Source organism: Egbenema bharatensis FJBBOT/2019 (assembly GCF_048077055.1).
Lineage (GTDB): Bacteria > Cyanobacteriota > Cyanobacteriia > Elainellales > Elainellaceae > Egbenema > Egbenema bharatensis.
In genome coordinates, this window is sequence record NZ_CP182236.1 from 6238996 (window position 1) to 6254947 (window position 15952).

Genomic DNA, 15952 nt, shown 5'->3' on the forward strand with positions numbered 1-15952 from the left:
CGCTTCACGAAAAAATCAATTGTTGAGGTTTATTTTTGTTACATTCCTTAACACTAACTCAGCAAGTTGGCGGGTTTGGAGTATTCCCCAAAAATAGAATAAAGCCCCGTCCTTGCGTTTGAGCCTGTGGAAAACCTTAGGGATACCTGTGGAAAACTGATGGGGGGCTGTGGAAAAATTGTGGAAAGGTTGTGGAGAACCCAATTTTTTATTAAAATTTGTAAAATTCTGGGGCGTACTAGTCCCCTTTATGGATTGAAAGACAGGGAATGGCGTGGGTTTGCTGAGCGAGACTGGTTTAGCAGTAGTTCATCAAATAGATTCTGAGAAGGGACTGTCGATTGGCGATCGCTGATTGGCATCGCTGGCTAAGGGGTTACCGTGTACACAGATCTTGGCTGAGAGGCTCAAACCCTGATAGATCCCCCTAAATCCCCCTTAAAAAGGGGGACTTCTAATCCGGTTCCCTCCTTTTTAAGGAGGGTTAGGGAGGATCAAACCCAGTCGTGGCTAGAGCAGATGACTTGTGTGTACACCGTAGGGCTAAGGGGGGCAGGATCCAGTTTCTGGTTCGGCAGGATCATCAGAAATCGATCGCGTTTTGGGCACGAGTGGGTAGATGGGGAAGGGAAAATCTGCCTTTGGGGGCTGAATGGCTGATGGGGAAAGGGAATGGCAGGTTGGTTAGAACATTGCGATCCGCGCGATCGTGTAGATGGGTTATGATTCGTGCGATTGACTGGCGCAGATGGGGAAAATAATGATGACGATCGCGGTGAGGGGTGCTAGTATTTGGGCAGTTCGCGCAACTGAACCTCGAAAACTAAATACAGTGGGCGATCGGGCTACCCGCAGTTTGAATCAACCAAAATCCTTATCAGGGATTGAAACCTCTGATTCAAGAGCAATGTATTAAAATCCCTATTCGTTTGAATCAACCAAAATCCTTATCAGGGATTGAAACCAGCTTGTTATTCAGCCAACCATACTTAGGCGGAAGTTGGAGAGTTTGAATCAACCAAAATCCTTATCAGGGATTGAAACTACAGACCCAAACACAAGCATAGTTACCTCTCAAAGTTTGAATCAACCAAAATCCTTATCAGGGATTGAAACTCGAGCAGGTTTGATTTCAGGTTCAATCTCTACCGTTTGAATCAACCAAAATCCTTATCAGGGATTGAAACTTAACAGCCAAAATGCTGAATCGACTGGGCGAGAGTTTGAATCAACCAAAATCCTTATCAGGGATTGAAACTCGATTTCCTAACTTGTAGCGATCGGTTTTTGGATCGTTTGAATCAACCAAAATCCTTATCAGGGATTGAAACGAAAGATCGTTTCCTGGTGTTACCCACTCAAACCGGTTTGAATCAACCAAAATCCTTATCAGGGATTGAAACTGTACCGTGTCTCTCGCCCCATCGCCTCTCGCTTCGTTTGAATCAACCAAAATCCTTATCAGGGATTGAAACAGTCACTCCAGGGCAAGATGCGATCGAGCTTAAGGTTTGAATCAACCAAAATCCTTATCAGGGATTGAAACGGCGGGTAGTATCTCCCAATTCTGTTGTGGACTGACGTTTGAATCAACCAAAATCCTTATCAGGGATTGAAACTCGTGGCCAGGCATGGGTTCGTGGTGATTTCTTGAGTTTGAATCAACCAAAATCCTTATCAGGGATTGAAACTTTTGTCGCTACCGCTAAAAAGTGGCGATCGGATGGTTTGAATCAACCAAAATCCTTATCAGGGATTGAAACAGCTTTAAGGATGCTCAAACATTAGGAGCGATCGGTTTGAATCAACCAAAATCCTTATCAGGGATTGAAACTACAGTACGGCTCCTATGGTGGTCGTTCCACCTCGAGTTTGAATCAACCAAAATCCTTATCAGGGATTGAAACAGATACGGTCTACGATACTCAATCTGGCACCGCTCGTTTGAATCAACCAAAATCCTTATCAGGGATTGAAACATCGCAACAACGTGGCCATTCCTCAGCCAGGCTCTACGCTGTTTGAATCAACCAAAATCCTTATCAGGGATTGAAACGTTTTAGCAATTCTTGCTTTTGGTCTTCTAGATCCGTTTGAATCAACCAAAATCCTTATCAGGGATTGAAACCTTATTTGGGATTAGGCTCGATCGCCACTGCCGATACTGGTTTGAATCAACCAAAATCCTTATCAGGGATTGAAACTTCGTTATCGAACCAACCTAAAACCCGATCGCTCAGTTTGAATCAACCAAAATCCTTATCAGGGATTGAAACCACCCCGAATACGTTGAACTCTCAAACCCTGATGGTAGTTTGAATCAACCAAAATCCTTATCAGGGATTGAAACGAGATCGTGCGGGTCGTGTGTGACCTGGAAACTTGGTTTGAATCAACCAAAATCCTTATCAGGGATTGAAACAGCCCGCTCCGCGTGAGCCTACTAATACTGATTTGGTTTGAATCAACCAAAATCCTTATCAGGGATTGAAACCAATCCAGGAATCAATCAAAACATCCAAGTCTTCAGTTTGAATCAACCAAAATCCTTATCAGGGATTGAAACGAGAGCATCGATCGCAGACGTTGGTAAACCGCATGTTTGAATCAACCAAAATCCTTATCAGGGATTGAAACATCTATCATCCAATTTCCAGTGCGGACGACCTGCATGTTTGAATCAACCAAAATCCTTATCAGGGATTGAAACGTCTGGGTACTCTTACCAAGGGTGGGAAATCTATCGTTTGAATCAACCAAAATCCTTATCAGGGATTGAAACATGCCGTTTGTATTCCATGAAACTGCACAGCTTCGGGTTTGAATCAACCAAAATCCTTATCAGGGATTGAAACTTAACATTTTCCGGTGCATATCATCTCTGGGATAGGTTTGAATCAACCAAAATCCTTATCAGGGATTGAAACATCTCAATGGGCATTGAACGAATGGCAACGGCTGGTTTGAATCAACCAAAATCCTTATCAGGGATTGAAACGAGATTGAAGCGGTGAAGATGCCAGGGGGCAAGGTTTGAATCAACCAAAATCCTTATCAGGGATTGAAACCTACGGGTTCCACACCTTCGCCGATTCCTGACACTCGTTTGAATCAACCAAAATCCTTATCAGGGATTGAAACGAGTTGTATGTGGGGAACGCAACTGATTCAGCCTCGTTTGAATCAACCAAAATCCTTATCAGGGATTGAAACAGAAGCCGATCGAGCAATACTCACTATCGTGACGCTAGTTTGAATCAACCAAAATCCTTATCAGGGATTGAAACATTAATCTGGTGATCACGATCGAGCAGATAACGAGGTTTGAATCAACCAAAATCCTTATCAGGGATTGAAACATTACAAGCCAAAGGAAGAAAAACCGCAAAAGAAATGTTTGAATCAACCAAAATCCTTATCAGGGATTGAAACCTGTCGCCTCAAAGCTTCGCCCAGCTCCTATCTTGTTTGAATCAACCAAAATCCTTATCAGGGATTGAAACGAAGCATTGTTGCGTGGGATTAGTAATGCCATTCCGTTTGAATCAACCAAAATCCTTATCAGGGATTGAAACGGGAATGATGCATCGAAAGAAGTCTATCACACTTCCAGTTTGAATCAACCAAAATCCTTATCAGGGATTGAAACTAAAAATTGGCTGAAGAGGATTAGAGTAAGCAGGAGAAGGTTTGAATCAACCAAAATCCTTATCAGGGATTGAAACTCCTGTGTCTCTGCTGATTCTTCTCAATTGATTAGTTTGAATCAACCAAAATCCTTATCAGGGATTGAAACCTCTCCGTCCGATTTCTCCAGTGCCTATAGCGACTGTTTGAATCAACCAAAATCCTTATCAGGGATTGAAACTTCGCTCCCCCTGCTTACTCTAATCCTCTTCAGCCGTTTGAATCAACCAAAATCCTTATCAGGGATTGAAACCTGAAGAGCGGTAACGTTTTCATTGGCTTGAGCAGGTTTGAATCAACCAAAATCCATATCAGGGATTGAAACAAGACCTGGAATCGAAACAGAGTGAGTCATTGTGGTTTGAATCAACCAAAATCCTTATCAGGGATTGAAACCATGCGTACAACACGCTGAAAGCCTGCAACGCTGCCATGTTTGAATCAACCAAAATCCTTATCAGGGATTGAAACAGCCTACAACAGATTGGGGACAAGCTTTACTTGCAGTTTGAATCAACCAAAATCCTTATCAGGGATTGAAACATGTGTGGCTACTCGGAATGCTCCGCATGAAGCAAAGTTTGAATCAACCAAAATCCTTATCAGGGATTGAAACCTTGAGAGATGGCAGCAATAGCAGAAATACGACAGTTTGAATCAACCAAAATTCTTATCAGGGATTGAAACTGAACATCAAAGCCATTCCAGAAAATTCGTAGGTTGAGTTGAGGGACGCAACCCAACGCAAATCACTGTCCCTGTTGGGTTTTGCTATGCTCAACCCAACCTACAAAAAAGATTTGTCAGTCAACCAGCTTCACGCCTTCAACGCACCAGGACGGTCATGTATTTCCCAGTGGCAAAGGGGGCAGGGATGATCGGGGTGAACTGAACCCGATCGGTTGCCAGTTTTCTGACATAGCACTCGTTCATGGTGAAGATGACCTGATCTCTTGTACCGATAATCCAAATTTGTACCCGTTCGTCGTGAGCGATGGGCAACAGTTCGTTGAACTCTGAAGACATATTTAGTTCCTCGCTGAGATGATGTAAGGGAAGAAAAGCTTAAGGTGTGGGGAATCGTTCCAGGAACAACCCCCAGACTCCTTACTGAAACAGCGAGGCGATCGATTTTCGATACGATGATCTACAATCAGCACAGCCTAGCTCTCTGGTTTGTACAGAGAGTCAGGTTAGCTGGTTAGGGTCGTTGGCTGCTTCCCTAATCAGCGTTACACCTCACCTTAAGCCGGTTTTGGGTTGACTGGCTCTTTCGGAAAAACAACCAGTATCGCAACAGCATAAGGGATACGCTAAGGAAGATCAAGCGTATTCAGTCACTTTTTTTGAGCGTTGAAAAGATCTGACGAGGGCATCCCATTGGATTTGCATCACCGATCGCTCATCGGCAGGCAGGATGCCTGCGCTACGGAAATCGATTAGTTGGTGTCAGCAGAATGCTTCTCGATCGCCGTCACCAAATCCTGATGAACCGTTGTTGAACTAGCAATAATCAGACCTGGAGCCTGATACTTCTGGCACTGATCCAACGGCGGTAGCGGACTACCATCATGCAGGGTTGCAATCCCCCCCGCTTCTCGGGCGAAAAACGCCAGTGCCGCCCCATCAATAAACTGACCTTTGCGAATCACCACCCCTGTCAGCTCTCCAGTGAGAATCCCGTTGACATTGGGAATCTGCGTCGTTTTGGAATAATCCGTCGCCACACTAATCACAGAATAGCGATCGATCAACAGCGGAGCCAGACCCGCCATCTGCCAACCCAGAAAAATTGGGGCATCAGACGGCTGAATCCGCAACGGTTGGCAATCGTCCAGAGAATCCTCCAACTTGCCCTGCCAGCAGCCCTGGCCCCGCAGCGCATAGCAGTAGGTCTTTTGCGCCGGCGTAACCGCAATCACCGCTTCAAAATCATCCCGATTCAGCACCCCAAGGATAATCTGATAGTTAGAATGACCATCCAGGTAAAACTGCGTTCCATCGATCGGATCCAACGTCACCAGGTAATCATCCTGCTCCCCCAGATCGATCGCCCGAAAGTACTTCGTGTTATACGATCGCTCATACTCTTCCCCATAAAAGCGAATACTGGGAAACGATCCCAGCAGCGCCACCTCAATAAAGGTTTGCACCGAAAGATCCGCATCACTGAGAGCCGCGCCAAAGAAATTATCAGCCGCTTTGTCAGGCCGGGCCGCAATATAGGGCTGAACTTGATGGGCGTAGGCCGCCGCAACCCGGAGGGCGGGCAACAGGGTTTCCAAAATCAGGCGAGGAGTCGGGTGAGCCATGAGTTAAATAAATCAAAAAGAGAGCAAAAGCAGCATAGCGTACCCAGCTCAATCATGAAACTACAAACAAGTTAGCCCAACTGGAGGAAGAATTCCGTCGTTTTACAGACCTATGCTAAGGCACAATGGGATACGTTAAAAACGATAGTAAATACCTCAAGGCTCTGGAATGACTAATCAAATGTATGACGTTGTAATCGTTGGGGGTGGCGTGGCTGGTTCCGCCCTGCTGTATGCATTAGCTGCATTTACCGATCTCAAGCGGATCGCCCTGGTTGAAAAGTATCCCCAGGTTGCATCGGTGAATTCCAGAGCCACCAATAACAGCCAGACGATTCACTGCGGCGACATTGAAACCAACTATTCCCTGGAAAAAGCCCTGAAGGTGCGGCGATCGGCTCAAATGTTGGTGCGCTATGCCGAACAGTTACCACCCACCGAACGGGATCAGATTATTCACCGCTTCCCAAAAATGGTGATTGGCGTAGGTGCAGAAGAATGCGCCGTTTTGCGTCAACGATACGAAACCTTCAAGCCGCATTTTACCCAGATGCAACTGCTGGAGAAGGATGAAATTGCCGCAGTGGAACCCAGCGTCGTTAAGGTAAATGGGCACGATCGCCCAGAAGAACTCGTTGGGCTGGCAGTTTTAGGAGATTACACTGCCATTAACTATGGTGTGTTGTCTCAATCCTTTGTAGAACAGGCCCAGGCAACCAGCGGTAAATCCGTCGATTTGAAATTGGGATATGCAGTCCAGGCGATCGAACCTGTGGGAGCCAATTACCGGGTGACAACTGAGAACGAGACTTTGACCGCACGATTTGTCGTTGTTTCCGCCGGGGGACACAGCTTGTTGTTTGCTCATCGGATGGGTATTGGCCTGAATTATTCCTGCTTACCCGTCGCTGGCAACTTCTACTTTACGCCTCAAGTTCTGAACGGCAAAGTCTACACGGTACAGAACGATAAATTACCCTTTGCTGCGATTCATGGTGATCCCGACATTACCGTCCCTGGCAAAACTCGCTTTGGCCCTACCGCCTTACCCCTCCCCCTGCTGGAGCGCAACAACCTGAAAACGGTGATCGATTATCTGGAAGTGCTGAAACTCGATCGCACCGTTGCGGGCGTACTGTGGGATTTATTCAAAGTATCCGACATTCGCAACTACATCTTTAAGAACATGGCCTTTGAAGTGCCCCTGCTCGATCGCCGCCTGTTCCTCAAAGATGCCCGTAAGATCGTCCCCTCCCTGCAACTGGAAGACCTGGAATTTGCTCAGGGAGTGGGTGGTGTGCGCCCTCAACTGATCGATCGGGAACAGCGTCAACTCATCCTGGGACAGGCAGAAATCGACCCTGGCAACGGGATTTGTTTCAACATCACTCCCTCCCCTGGCGCAACTACCTGCCTGGGCAATGCGGAAAAGGATGTGTTAAGAATTCAACAGCATTTGGGCTGTGAAGTCGATCGCTCCTGGTTTAATGCCGAGCGCGTTCTGGTGGCACCCCGCTAAACGCAGAGTGCTCAAACTGTGAGAACGAAATAACGGGTTCTGAATCATCAATTCCTGAGAACTGCATCATTTCATTGACAGGGGGTGACAGGACACGATACATCATGGTTCTACCGTTATATTCGTTTTTCACAATGCAAAGTTTTCTGAACTTTCAGCGATCTCAGCCTCAGGAGGGATGACATGGATGCAAGCTTAATCGTGTCCAATATCCTCAATCCCCCAGTGCTGTTTTTCTTTTTGGGGATGGCGGCTGTTTTCGCCAAGTCTGACCTGGAAATTCCCGCCCCCATCCCTAAGCTCCTATCGCTCTATCTATTGTTTGCGATCGGCTTCAAGGGTGGCGTTGAGTTGATCAAGAGCGGCGTGACTCAGGAAGTTGTGTTCACCCTGCTCGCAGCCGTGCTCATGGCTTGTATCGTGCCGCTCTACACCTTCTTCATCTTGAGGCTCAGGCTGGATACCTACGATGCAGCGGCGATCGCAGCCACCTACGGATCGATCAGTGCCGTCACCTTCATTACTGCCAGTGCATTTCTGAGTGAACTCAACATTGACTTTGATGGCTATATGGTTGCCGCCCTGGCTTTGATGGAGTCTCCGGCGATCATTGTGGGGTTAATTTTGGTGAACCTGTTCACCGCAGATGAAAAGCGAGAATTTGTCTGGTCTGAAGTCCTGCAAGAGGCCTTTCTCAATAGTTCAGTCTTTTTGCTGGTCGGTAGTCTGCTCATCGGCATGTTAACAGGAGAGCACGGCTGGGAGGTCTTGGAACCCTTTACCCAGGGACTGTTCTATGGCATTTTGACCTTCTTTCTGCTGGATATGGGACTGGTTGCCGCCCAAAGAATTAAAGACTTGCAAAAAACCGGCGTTTTTCTGATTTCGTTTGCCATACTGATTCCTATACTCAATGCAGGCGTTGGGTTGCTAATTGCTCGATTCATCAACATGCCTCAGGGGGATGCCCTCTTGTTCTCCGTTCTCTGCGCTAGTGCGTCCTATATTGCTGTTCCCGCAGCGATGCGGCTGACTGTGCCAGAAGCAAATCCCAGCCTGTACGTTTCAACTGCTCTAGCGGTGACGTTCCCATTCAACATCATTGTGGGAATTCCGCTTTATCTGTACGGAATCAACCTGTTGTGGAGGTAATCCCATGCATCTGGCTAAAAAGATTGAAATCATCGCTAATTCCTTTGAGTTAAGCAAGATTCTGGAAGGATTAGATAAGTCTGGGGTTCATGGTCATGCGGTGATTCGCAATGTGGCGGGCAAAGGTCTGCGCGAGGGGAATGAAGACCTGGATATGACCATGCTGGACAACGTTTATATCATCGCCTTCTGTATGCCTGAACAAATTAAAGCGGTGGTAGAAAATGTGCGTCCGGTGCTGAATAAGTTTGGTGGAACCTGTTACATCTCCGATGTCATGGAAATTCGTTCGGTCAAGTGTGTGGCTTCACTGTAAAGCGAAGATTCAATTCGGGCGCATCCCGTCGATGTGGGCAATCCCCATCCTACGAAACTCTATCCATTTTGCATTTCCCTTTAATAATCTGGAACTCTTGTGGGGTGGGCATCTTGCCCGCCCAGTCAACGAAGCCGCATCATTGCACAGGTGATTTAATCGACGATCCTAACTTTAAATCTGAAGCATTTAACTTTGGAGCATTTAATCATTAGTTTGGAGAATCTAATCATGAATGATGACAATCCTCGCATCGATCGCCGCAATTTTCTGATGGGATCGATCGGAACATTGGGTCTGGCGGCAACGGCCAGTCCGTTATTTGGGCGGATTCAATCAGCTCAGGCGGCTGAACTGCCCCTTAGTTCCCTCAATCCTGATGAAGCCCTCCAGAAGCTAATGGACGGTAATCAGCGCTTTGTTCGCCATCAACTTCAACACCCCGATCAAACCGAAGCACGGGTGCATGAAGTGTCCCAGGCTCAGCATCCCTTTGCCACGGTTTTAAGCTGTGCCGATTCGCGGGTGCCAGCAGAAATTGTGTTTGATCAGGGGATTGGCGATATTTTTGATGTGCGCATTGCGGGGAATATTGTCACACCAGAGTCGATCGGTAGTATTGAATACGCCGTTGCGCTGTTGGGAACGCCCGTCTTGATGATCCTGGGTCATGAACGCTGTGGAGCGGTGACTGCGGCCGTACAAAATACTCCCCTGCCCGGCAAAATTGGCACCTTCGTTGAAGCCATCCTGCCTGCGGTAGAACGGATCAAGAATCAGCCTGGAGATGCTGTCGATAATGCAGTCACAGCCAATGTGCAGTATCAGATGGAATTGCTACAGCGATCGTCCCTGATCACTGAACGAGCGGAATCGGGGCAATTAAAAATTGTTGGGGGTCGATACGATCTGGATACAGGAACCGTTCAGATCATTGCTTAGAAACGCAGATTTAACAACCTGAAATTCCTGTGGGGTGGGCACTTGCCCGCCCAATTAGCGAAGTCAAACGTTGTACAGGTTGTTTAACCCCTGATCCTTAGAGCCTTGTACCAACGTTCCAACCGCAGCAAATTGATCGGGCTGAGAAACATGATTTAGCCGACTCTATAGGCACTGGGCGTTAATCCTACCAGTTGTCGAAACTGTTTACTTAAATGGCTATGACTATTGAACCCGCACAGCAAAGCAATTTCCATGATTGAGTGATCCGTTTGTTTCAACAACTGCTTGGCCCGCTCAACGCGCTGCTGAAGTAAGTATTGGTAGGGAGCCATCCCCATTGACTGCTTAAACAGATGACTAAAATGAAATTGGCTGATACCCACCAAAGCTGCTAAATCCGCCAGTTTGATGTCCTTGTCCAGATGTGCGTGGATGTAGTCTATGACCTGGAGGAGTTGATGCTGGGGTAAGCCGCCCTGACGAACAGAACAACGAGGTTGAGTCGTTGAATACTGCCGGAGTAGATGCACGGCCAGCACATTTGCCAGCGAGTCAATATACAGCTTTCCCCCTGAGCTTTCTTGTTTAAGTTCAGAAAATAGCATCATGCCGATCGCTTCCAGGTGGGGATCGCGTAGCCGGAATTCAGAGAGCAATTCAACCCGATCGCTGTCAAGTTCAAGGGCTTCTCTGGCAACAGATTGAATAAAACGAGAGGCAATCCGAATTTCTAAGTAATGATCATCACTATCCCAACGGGCAAAGACCGGCGTTCTTGCAGTCGTGATGGAGATATCGCCTTTTCGATACAAGCCACTGTAGGTTTTTCCGCCCCTGATGTGGAGTAAGCGAACGGGACGAGGTGACAATGACAAACAAATGGAGTGTTCATCGCTGTGATGACAGCTTCCCTTCCCTGCCGGATGCTGAAATTGCTCAACCCGAATATTTTCCCAGCCCTGATGTTGGCTGGACAAGATCGGCAAATAGGTTAATTCGGCCGAACGGATGGCAGGAGGCTTCATGGTGCAAACCCAATTCATCTAGCTATAATTGTATTCACTTTTAGAACACTCCTGGTCAAACGCTGAAGAATCGATCGCAAGATTTTGGTAGTCTCCTCAAGAATTAGATAGTTGCGCACGGACGAGTTGCATAGACTGGAATGGTGATTGTCCAGGAAGACATATGTGTGATCTATCTTCCTATTGCTATGTCTGTCCCGCTCTGGGGATTAGTCATTTTCATTCTATGGACGATCGCAGTTGTCGTTCTATTACTGACCGTGCGAATTCGTCATTTGGCAGCAGGTGGTTCTCCCAAGGATTTTGGTACAGCCAATGATGAAAGTCTGTTATGGCGGCTATTTCGAGTGCAGGCAAATCTGGTCGAAAACCTGCCGCTCTATATTGGCGTTGTGTTTCTGCTAACCGTTCGGGGTGTTTCTGGTTTAATCATTGATGCCCTAATTGTTGTTTACATGGTTGCACGACTGATACACTCAGCCATTCATATGGCGGATCTCAATCCCGTGTTCCGACTGATGAGTTTAGTCATTCAGCTAGCCTGCTTGGTTGGTTTAACAGCTCTAGCCGTTTTCTAATTCATCTAGTTCAAAAGAGGCTGCTTGAAGATTCCAGGTCATCATTCTCAGGAGGCTTTACTCACCCTTTTTGTCAGGGGCGGAATCGCCAATTCCCTGGCGAAACTTGCCCCTACTTGTCCCTACTTGCTCCTACAGTAGAACAATCTCACCAGGCAGTCAGTGATGATTACTTCGGCAACGTGATAGCTCAGTCGTTTCTGTGTAGATGGACTATTAACAATCCGTAACAGATGGATAGCTTGACTTTCTAAAGAAATAGCTTTAGAAATATGATAAGGCAAAGTCATTTCGACTACGCCAAGTCAGATTAATGTCTGGTCGAAGCAGGATGGCGATCGGCTAAATCAATACTCACGGAACCAATGCCCCTGGAGATACCCCTATCTCCACTATCCTGATTGTCGTAACCGCAAATGAAATCTATCCGACCAGGTTAATGACAACATGACTTGATTACAACATGGCTTGTTCTCAGGAATAGAGCAGTGAAGAAAAACATGATGTCTATATACAAGCTGGAGACTGCCAAAATGCAAAAGACAGCACCACATTTAGTGACCATGCACCACAGTCACTCGATTAACCTTTCTGACCGCGAATGTGAAGTTTTAAAGCTTATTGTTGAAGGGCAAACTAATCAACAGATTGCCTCCCAACTTTACCTGAGTATCAACACCGTTAAGGCTCATGTCAGAAGCATTTTCAACAAAATGGGAATCAATCATCGTGTCCAGGCAGCGGTCATGGCGCTGCGCCACGAACTCATTTAGAAAAAGTCAGAAGAAGTCAGAAGAAATCAGAAGAAATAGCAAGGATTGAATAATGAAAGAAGCTGTCCTTTCACTGGTTGCCGGTTGGATGGTTGGTGTTTTGTTTGGTTGGTTAAAACTACCATTACCCGCACCACCGCTGATTGGATTTGTTGGAGCACTGGGAATTCTTTTTGGTGCCTGGTCGATCGAGCAATTCAAGAGCTTTTTGCTTCCCTGATTCCAGAGCTAAATTTCTCACCTGTCACAATGAGCAAACCTCCTTCGTCTAGATCAGTGAGTGCTTCACATTGAAGGAGTGAGAAATGAAAATTTGGCGTTGCATAATTAAAAGATGATTTAGAGTAATCTGCAATGCAATGTCCAGAGTGTGGGGCTACTCATATCCGTAAAAACGGTAAGAGGAAAGGTAAGCAAAATCACATTTGTGTCGCTTGTGGTCGTCAGTTCATTGATACCTACGACCCGCATCGAGGGTACTCAGACGAGTTCAGACGCGAATGCATCAAGATGTATCTCAACGGCTCTGGGTTTCGAGCGATCGAACGGGTCAAAGGAGTACACCATACCACGGTCATTACCTGGGTGCAGCAGGTCGCAACGCGCCTGCCGGACGCCTATTGCAACTTCAGGAGACCTTTTTTGCAAGGGGTTCTAGCAAGGGACATTCAAACCAGTCACACACTCTGGTCTTTAATTCCTGTACACTCAATTTCTGTTGCGGTTCTACAATTGCTCGTTTTGCATGTATCCACTTCGGTTCAATCGCATTCAACCAGGGACTCTTTACTGGTAACTGACACACGATCAATCGCACTCCCTTTCCAGTTTGTTTGACTTGTGCATTATGTTGTTTAATCCATTGCTGGACTTGTTTAGAGACATGCCAGCTCGCATTGTCCCAGACCAACGGCATGACTCGTTTTCCCATCTCGCTCACTTGAGCCGTGACCCACTCTAAAAATTGACAGGTGATCTCACTGACCGGGCGCTGCTCGACAAAACGCAATAACATTTGCGCCTCTGCTCTCAAGTAAATGCCATAACAAGCAATTGCCTTCGGCTCAGTTTCAGCTTTGTCAGCTGTCTTCTCCACCAACTGCAATGGCTGACCCTCCTCACTCCAACTGTGCATCATTGGATCACGCAGCCGACTCCACCACACCTCGTCGAGAAATCCTACCACCCAATCTGGGTTTTGCTCACTCATCTGGATCAAGCGGTCGCGTTGCCGCTTTTTTAGCTCATACTGCTCATCGGGAGAAACAATCCAGGCTTTAGCTCGACGCCAGCTAATCCCCATTGCTTTGAGTGCTTCCTCAATCGTGGTACGGCTCACCTGATGCTCGGTGAGACCTTGCTCATGAGCCACCTCTGCTAGCAAGTCCAACGTCCAGGTGGAACGAGATTTGCCATAGTGCCGAGGATTGGCATGCAGCAACTGATGTAACTGAGCACGCTTGTCCTGATCAAAGATGGGTTTGACCGTTTTAGGGCGACTCGATTGGGCTTGCAAACAAGCTAATCCCTGCTGATGGAAGGCACGTATGGTATTGCGAACAGTCTGAACACTGCAACCGACCGCAGCAGCAATTTCTCTGGCTTGAGTTCCTCGGGCACTGGCAAGCAGAATTTGGCAACGGCGTAGGGTAAAGGCATTTTTAGATCGCAATCCCTGTTCGAGGGCTGTTTGCTCAGTCTCACTCAAGGGACGCACGTATAGGGGGGGAAGCATCAGGACAATCAGCAAATTAAAAGTTGTTAATCCTAGCGTAACTTCTGCTCTCACCAATTGCACAATAGCTTCGGTGAAGTCACACTATGCACCGGAAACGCCCCCCGAAGTTGGAGAACTCGACGAATTGGAAACCTTTGTCGGCTCAAAAAAAACAAGATTTGGCTATGGACAGCCGTTGACCACTTCAAAAAGGGAATTTTAGGCTGGGTTCTGGGTGACCATAGTGCTGAAACCTTTGTCCCGCTCTGGCAGACTGTGGCGGACTGGAACTGCTATTTCTACGTCACTGATGGGTGGTCGGTGTATCCCGGCTTCATTCCCGATGGCGATCAGATTGTCAGCAAAACGTATATGACTCGAGTTGAAAGTGAGAACACTCGCTTGCGGCACTATCTGGCTCGACTGCATCGCAAAACGCTGTGCTACTCCAAAGCCGTAGAAATGCTGGCTCACTCTGTTCGGTTGTTACTTCACTACCTCAGGTTTGACGATGTTCCAGTTCCTCCGAGGTTCATCTCTTGATTCAGCAACGCCCGCTCACCATTTTGTAAAACCCTTCAAAATTAGGTTTTGTAGGCAGTGCCCACCTTATTGGCTACAACAACCATTGGGTTAGCGGATGAACCAGGTAGCGGAGCGAGAACGCCTCCCAGATTGCGCCGACGATGAACAGTGGGAGCGTGGACAGACTCAGCCAACCGATCTGTTTCAGCCCACGAACGTAACCCTGACGATGGTTCCGAGTGCCGATGGTTGCGGGGCGAACCCAAGACCGACCAAGGATGTATGCGCCAAACATCAGGAGGGCGTAAGCTTGGAATTCGATGAGTATCGTCAGCGAGTGCGGGATCAGTGCCACCGCCATAATCTTGGTAGTCGGAACCATAACTAAACCGAGAGTGAACGTCTTATACGCAAACATGGCGATGCCAGCAAAGGGAACGATCAGCGAAGGGAGCACGATCCACAGCGCGCCGGTCGTGAGGTTGACTCCCAGGATAGTCAGCGAGAACAGCCAGGGGTTATTGAATAGCGATCGGACAAGATCCGCCGTTCCGTTGTCTTCTTGGATGGCTACCTGAGTTGCGTTCAGGTTGGGGAAGACCATCGCCGCTACCAACCCGATGATGACTAAGCCATACACAATGGCGTTGATAGTGAAGTAGGCGCGAAAATTACTGCGAATAATCTGAAAGGGTTTGCGAAGAGATCGCCGAAGCGGGTGTTTGGCACTGGGAGTAAGTGGTTGTTGTGGAGACTGGTCTTTGGTAGCGATCGTTTTGCGTGACATGCTTTAGCTCCGATATTTGGTGATGGATGCAGTGATGCTCAAGAGTGAAAACCACCGCATCCGTGGTCATAAATCGTCTGCGATCGTTTCGCTTACTTCACCTTCATCCCCGTCCAGTGAGTGCCATATTCGAGCACCGCATACCAAGAGAAGCGAGTTTTCCCAGTTTGGGGATTGAGTGCAAGAAGGATTAAGTCCTGTGAAAGATATTGCATGATGAATTCCTGATTGAGGTATGTTGCGGTTCCTTCGGAGTTTCGTCTCGACGCTAATTGCAAGTTTGATGCCGAAAGGTAAGGACCTTAAGCGGCTTTTGTCCATGTGCCTGTGCGAATGAACCTCCGAGCAATCCTGTAGCGATCGTTGGTAATAGTAGTTGTAGGGTGCCGTTAGGCGAAGCCGTAACGCACCTTTCCGTAAGGGTTTGATGCGTTGCGCTGACGCTAACGCATCCTACGGTTAATTAGGTCTGTCTACTTAGCGATCGTTGGTAATAGATGGGTGGTGATAGCCACTTATCCTTATCGCAAAGGTTTTGCCCCTACTGTGTACAAGTAAGGATGAGGGATGAGGGTTGAAGTTGAACTTGCTCATTCCTTGCTTATGAGAACTTTAC

The 15952-nt window shown here is 47.3% G+C and carries 11 protein-coding genes, 3 pseudogenes and 1 CRISPR repeat array; of the genes and pseudogenes, 9 read left to right on the forward strand and 5 right to left on the reverse strand.

What is annotated here, in order from left to right:
* Positions 1 to 854 precede the first annotated feature (854 nt).
* Positions 855 to 4374: a CRISPR direct-repeat array (repeat unit 37 nt; unit sequence GTTTGAATCAACCAAAATCCTTATCAGGGATTGAAAC).
* A gap of 138 nt (positions 4375 to 4512) precedes the next feature.
* Together ACM1PF_RS29085 and ACM1PF_RS29090 are read right to left on the reverse strand one after the other, a co-directional pair.
* The gene (locus tag ACM1PF_RS29085) at positions 4513 to 4713 is read right to left on the reverse strand and encodes a hypothetical protein (protein WP_416669737.1); all 201 of its coding nucleotides are present in this window, start codon (positions 4711 to 4713) and stop codon (positions 4513 to 4515) included.
* A 413-nt stretch (positions 4714 to 5126) separates the two neighbouring features.
* The gene (locus ACM1PF_RS29090) at positions 5127 to 5999 is read right to left on the reverse strand and encodes an inositol monophosphatase family protein (protein ID WP_416669739.1); all 873 of its coding nucleotides are present in this window, start codon (positions 5997 to 5999) and stop codon (positions 5127 to 5129) included.
* A 169-nt stretch (positions 6000 to 6168) separates the two neighbouring features.
* On the opposite strand from ACM1PF_RS29090, the gene ACM1PF_RS29095 reads away from it, so the two are divergent.
* From ACM1PF_RS29095 to ACM1PF_RS29110, 4 genes are all read left to right on the forward strand, one after another.
* Positions 6169 to 7518, forward strand: a complete 1350-nt coding sequence (locus ACM1PF_RS29095) for an FAD-dependent oxidoreductase (protein WP_416669741.1) — start codon at positions 6169 to 6171, stop codon at positions 7516 to 7518.
* A 183-nt stretch (positions 7519 to 7701) separates the two neighbouring features.
* On the forward strand, positions 7702 to 8670 hold the full coding sequence (locus ACM1PF_RS29100; protein WP_416669743.1) for a sodium-dependent bicarbonate transport family permease: 969 nt from the start codon (positions 7702 to 7704) through the stop codon (positions 8668 to 8670).
* Positions 8671 to 8674: 4 nt separating this feature from the next.
* The gene (locus tag ACM1PF_RS29105) at positions 8675 to 8986 is read left to right on the forward strand and encodes a P-II family nitrogen regulator (protein ID WP_416669744.1); all 312 of its coding nucleotides are present in this window, start codon (positions 8675 to 8677) and stop codon (positions 8984 to 8986) included.
* A 231-nt stretch (positions 8987 to 9217) separates the two neighbouring features.
* Positions 9218 to 9928: a carbonic anhydrase gene (locus ACM1PF_RS29110; protein WP_416669746.1), complete on the forward strand. Its 711-nt coding sequence runs from the start codon at positions 9218 to 9220 to the stop codon at positions 9926 to 9928.
* 155 nt (positions 9929 to 10083) lie between these two features.
* Here ACM1PF_RS29110 and ACM1PF_RS29115 read toward each other — a convergent pair whose 3' ends face one another.
* On the reverse strand, positions 10084 to 10956 hold the full coding sequence (locus tag ACM1PF_RS29115; RefSeq protein WP_416669747.1) for a helix-turn-helix domain-containing protein: 873 nt from the start codon (positions 10954 to 10956) through the stop codon (positions 10084 to 10086).
* A gap of 188 nt (positions 10957 to 11144) precedes the next feature.
* Here ACM1PF_RS29115 and ACM1PF_RS29120 point away from each other — a divergent pair, with 188 nt between their 5' ends.
* From ACM1PF_RS29120 to ACM1PF_RS29135, 4 genes and pseudogenes are all read left to right on the forward strand, one after another.
* The gene (locus ACM1PF_RS29120; protein ID WP_416676845.1) at positions 11145 to 11534 is read left to right on the forward strand and encodes an MAPEG family protein; all 390 of its coding nucleotides are present in this window, start codon (positions 11145 to 11147) and stop codon (positions 11532 to 11534) included.
* A gap of 587 nt (positions 11535 to 12121) precedes the next feature.
* Positions 12122 to 12307: pseudogene (locus ACM1PF_RS29125) on the forward strand (response regulator transcription factor); the annotation flags it as partial.
* Positions 12308 to 12359: 52 nt separating this feature from the next.
* On the forward strand, positions 12360 to 12527 hold the full coding sequence (locus ACM1PF_RS29130) for a DUF1427 family protein (RefSeq protein WP_416669749.1): 168 nt from the start codon (positions 12360 to 12362) through the stop codon (positions 12525 to 12527).
* A gap of 134 nt (positions 12528 to 12661) precedes the next feature.
* Positions 12662 to 12928 (forward strand): annotated as a pseudogene (locus ACM1PF_RS29135) (transposase-like zinc-binding domain-containing protein); the annotation flags it as partial.
* A 7-nt stretch (positions 12929 to 12935) separates the two neighbouring features.
* Here the strand turns inward: ACM1PF_RS29135 and ACM1PF_RS29140 are convergent.
* Positions 12936 to 14105 carry an IS630 family transposase gene (locus ACM1PF_RS29140; protein WP_416669750.1) on the reverse strand — a complete coding sequence of 390 codons (1170 nt, stop codon included), beginning with the start codon at positions 14103 to 14105 and terminating at the stop codon, positions 12936 to 12938.
* Positions 14106 to 14142: 37 nt separating this feature from the next.
* On the opposite strand from ACM1PF_RS29140, the pseudogene ACM1PF_RS29145 reads away from it, so the two are divergent.
* A pseudogene (locus tag ACM1PF_RS29145) lies at positions 14143 to 14567 on the forward strand (IS1 family transposase); the annotation flags it as partial.
* A 73-nt stretch (positions 14568 to 14640) separates the two neighbouring features.
* Here ACM1PF_RS29145 and ACM1PF_RS29150 read toward each other — a convergent pair.
* On the reverse strand, positions 14641 to 15336 hold the full coding sequence (locus tag ACM1PF_RS29150) for a stage II sporulation protein M (protein WP_416669751.1): 696 nt from the start codon (positions 15334 to 15336) through the stop codon (positions 14641 to 14643).
* Between the last annotated feature and the right edge of the window lie 616 nt (positions 15337 to 15952).

What these genes read in the sequence shown, in the direction of transcription:
- ACM1PF_RS29085 (WP_416669737.1), bottom strand. Translation starts at nt 4,713, where the DNA reads ATGTCTTCAGAGTTCAACGAACTGTTGCCCATCGCTCACGACGAACGG.
- ACM1PF_RS29090 (WP_416669739.1), bottom strand. Translation starts at nt 5,999, where the DNA reads ATGGCTCACCCGACTCCTCGCCTGATTTTGGAAACCCTGTTGCCCGCC.
- ACM1PF_RS29095 (WP_416669741.1), top strand. Translation starts at nt 6,169, where the DNA reads ATGACTAATCAAATGTATGACGTTGTAATCGTTGGGGGTGGCGTGGCT.
- ACM1PF_RS29100 (WP_416669743.1), top strand. Translation starts at nt 7,702, where the DNA reads ATGGATGCAAGCTTAATCGTGTCCAATATCCTCAATCCCCCAGTGCTG.
- ACM1PF_RS29105 (WP_416669744.1), top strand. Translation starts at nt 8,675, where the DNA reads ATGCATCTGGCTAAAAAGATTGAAATCATCGCTAATTCCTTTGAGTTA.
- ACM1PF_RS29110 (WP_416669746.1), top strand. Translation starts at nt 9,218, where the DNA reads ATGAATGATGACAATCCTCGCATCGATCGCCGCAATTTTCTGATGGGA.
- ACM1PF_RS29115 (WP_416669747.1), bottom strand. Translation starts at nt 10,956, where the DNA reads ATGAAGCCTCCTGCCATCCGTTCGGCCGAATTAACCTATTTGCCGATC.
- ACM1PF_RS29120 (WP_416676845.1), top strand. Translation starts at nt 11,145, where the DNA reads ATGTCTGTCCCGCTCTGGGGATTAGTCATTTTCATTCTATGGACGATC.
- ACM1PF_RS29130 (WP_416669749.1), top strand. Translation starts at nt 12,360, where the DNA reads ATGAAAGAAGCTGTCCTTTCACTGGTTGCCGGTTGGATGGTTGGTGTT.
- ACM1PF_RS29150 (WP_416669751.1), bottom strand. Translation starts at nt 15,336, where the DNA reads ATGTCACGCAAAACGATCGCTACCAAAGACCAGTCTCCACAACAACCA.